2 protein-coding genes are annotated in these 3,012 nt (G+C 70.5%); both read left to right on the top strand.

The window, feature by feature from the left end:
• Positions 1 to 687 (top strand): VRR-NUC domain-containing protein (locus ACDELDRAFT_RS20840; RefSeq protein ID WP_005800079.1); only part of this gene is annotated, 687 nt, incomplete at its 5' end.
• Positions 660 to 2,993, top strand: coding sequence for an ATP-dependent DNA helicase (locus ACDELDRAFT_RS20835; RefSeq protein ID WP_005800078.1), 2,334 nt, complete (start codon positions 660 to 662; stop codon positions 2,991 to 2,993). The genes ACDELDRAFT_RS20840 and ACDELDRAFT_RS20835, both read left to right, overlap by 28 nt.
• The last annotated feature ends 19 nt before the right edge of the window (positions 2,994 to 3,012 follow it).

Below are 3,012 nucleotides of genomic sequence, written 5' to 3'. Positions count from 1 at the left end.
GGCGAACGCTCGGCCCGCCTGGCGCCCGCCGTGGCGCAGATGTGTACCGACCTGGAGCTGGACCCACCCGCCCAGCCGGCCGCCGTCGAATACGTGCTGCGCGACCACTGGCACCACGCGGCAGCGCCCGTGTTCTATGTGGAAAACGCGCTGATCAACTCGCTGTTCGGGCTGCTGTGCTGGCCCGCCGTGTTTGCGCCACTGCCGGGGGCTTTTTTTTACCCCTTCCAGAGCGGGCCGGCCGACCTGGGCGCCCCCGATTTCGCGCAGCGCCGCGCGGCTGCGTTCGACGCCTGCCTGGCCCACCTGGAGGACGGCAGCTACCGCGCGGTGATCCGCCAGCGCTTTGCCGAGAAGCACGGTGTGCAATCGCCCTTCGTATTCTGGGGCACGCTGACCGAGCCCCTGCTGGCGCTGGCGCTGGACTGCATTCCCGCCGCGCACCTGAAACTGTTCTTTGCCCGGCTGCTGCGCGATGTGCAGGCCAACCGCACGGGCCTGCCCGATCTGGTGCGCTTCTGGCCGGCCGAACGCCGCTATGCACTGGTAGAGGTGAAGGGCCCGGGCGACCAGCTGCAGGACAACCAGATCCGCTGGCTGCAGTACTGCGCCGCGCACGGCATCCCGGCCAGCGTCTGCCATGTGCGGTGGCGTACCGCATGCCCAGCCACCGGGGGCACCGCGTGAGCTACACCATGGCCGTGCGGGCACTGTGCGAGTTCGCGGCGCGGGCGGGCGACCTGGACCTGCGCTTCACGCCCGCGCCCTCGGCGCTGGAAGGCACGGCGGGCCACGGCCTGGTGCAGTCGCGCCGCGGCAAAGATTACGAGGCCGAGATCAGCCTCGCGGGCCAGTACCAGGATCTGCAGGTGCGGGGCCGGGCCGACGGGTTTGATGCACAGGCCGGGCAGCTCGAAGAAATCAAGACCTACCGGGGCCTGCTCGACGGCGTGCGCCCCCATCACCGCGCGCTGCACTGGGCGCAAGCCCGCATCTACGGCCACCTGCTGTGCCAGGCGCGCGGTCTGGCGCGGCTGCGCGTGGCGCTGGTGTACTTCAACGTCGGCACCGAAGAAGAAACGGTGCTGACCGAGACGCACGAGGCCGCCGCGCTGCAGGCCTTTTTTGAGGACCTGTGCAGCCACTTTCTGGACTGGGCGCGCAGCGAAGCCGCCCACCGCCAGGCACGCGACGCGGCACTGGCGGCACTGCCGTTCCCCATGGAGCGCTTTCGCGCCGGCCAGCGCGAGCTGGCCGTGGCCGTGTACCGCTGCGCGCGCTCGGAAGCGGGCGGGCGCAGCCTGATGGCGCAGGCGCCCACGGGCATCGGCAAGACGCTGGGCACGGTCTTTCCCATGCTCAAGGCCAGCACCGGCCAGGGGCTGGACAAGCTGTTCTTTCTCACGGCCAAGGGCACGGGGCACGGCCTGGCCTTGCAGGCGCTGGCCACAGTCAACCAGCAGTTGCAAGCGCAAACCTTGAACTGCCAGCTGCGCGTGCTGGACGTGCAGGCACGCGACAAAACCTGCGAGCACCCCGACAAGGCCTGCCACGGCGAGTCGTGCCCCCTCGCCCAGGGCTTCTACGACCGGCTCGCCGCCGCGCGGGCGGCCATGCTGCGGCAGCCTCCGCCGTGGGACGCGCCCGCCGTGCGCACGGTGGCCCTGGCGCACCAGCTCTGCCCCTATTACCTCGCGCAGGAGATGGTGCGCTGGAGCGACGTGGTGGTGGCCGACTACCACTACTTCTACGACACCGCCGCCATGCTGTACGCGCTGACCCAGGCCCAGCAGTGGAAGGTCGGCGTGCTGGTGGACGAAGCCCACAACCTGCTCGAGCGCGCACGGCGCATGTACACGGCCGAGCTGTCGCAGTTCTCGCTGGCCGCTGCACGCCAGGCGGCAACGGCAGAGGGCCCCGGCCCTGTCCAGAAAGCGCTGGACAAGCTGCACCGCAGCTGGAGCGCCCTGAACAAGGCGCAGGCCGGCAGCTACCAGGCTTATGACGAAGTACCCGCAGCGCTGCTGGGCGCGGTGCAGCGCGCGGTGGGGGCCATTGCCGATGCCCAGGCCGACCGGCCCCTGCTGCCCGGCGACCCGGTGCTCGCCTTCTATTGGGAGCTGTTGCAGTTCATGGCGCTGGCCGAGCAGTTCGGCGGCCACGCGCTGTTTGACGTGGGCCTTGCGCCCGGGCGTGCCGGGCGCAAGCGCCCGCCAGCCTCCACCCTGTGCATTCGCAACGTGGTTCCGGCGCCGCACCTGGCGGCGCGCCACGCCGCGGCCCACGCCAGCGTGCTGTTCTCGGGCACCCTGAGCCCGCCGCATTTCTACCGCGACATCCTGGGCCTGCCGGGCGACACGGGCTGGATCGAGGCCGAAGCGCCTTTCCAGGCGCGGCAGCTCAGCGTGCAGGTGGCCCGCCACATTTCCACCCGTTACCGGGACCGGGAGCAGTCGCTGCAGCCCATCGTGGACCTGGTAGCCCGGCAGTACCAACGGCAGCCCGGCAACTACCTGTGCTTCTTCAGCAGCTTCGACTACCTGCAGCGGGCCGCCGAGTGCCTGCAGCGCACCCACCCGCAACTGCCCGTCTGGTTGCAAACCCCGGCCATGGACGAAGAAAGCCGCAGCGCCTTTCTGGCCCGCTTTACCGAACAGGGGCAGGGCGTGGGCTTTGCCGTGCTGGGCGGCGCGTTTTCCGAAGGGGTGGACCTGCCCGGCCAGCGGCTGATCGGCGCCTTTGTGGCCACCCTGGGGCTGCCCCAGGTCAACCCCGTCAACGAGCAGATGAAACGCGCGATGGACCGGCACTTCGGCGCCGACAAGGGCTACGACTACACCTACCTCTACCCCGGCCTGCGCAAGGTGGTGCAGGCCGCCGGCCGCGTGATCCGCACCGAGCACGACCAGGGCGTTGTCTTCTTGATGGACGACCGCTACCGGCGCGGCGAGGTGCGCGCCCTGCTGCCGCGCTGGTGGCACATCGACGGCTGACGCCGCCCGCGGCCACGGC

The organism is Acidovorax delafieldii 2AN (assembly GCF_000175235.1).
Lineage (GTDB): Bacteria > Pseudomonadota > Gammaproteobacteria > Burkholderiales > Burkholderiaceae_C > Acidovorax > Acidovorax delafieldii_B.
This window is presented reverse-complemented; position numbering and strand designations above follow the sequence as displayed.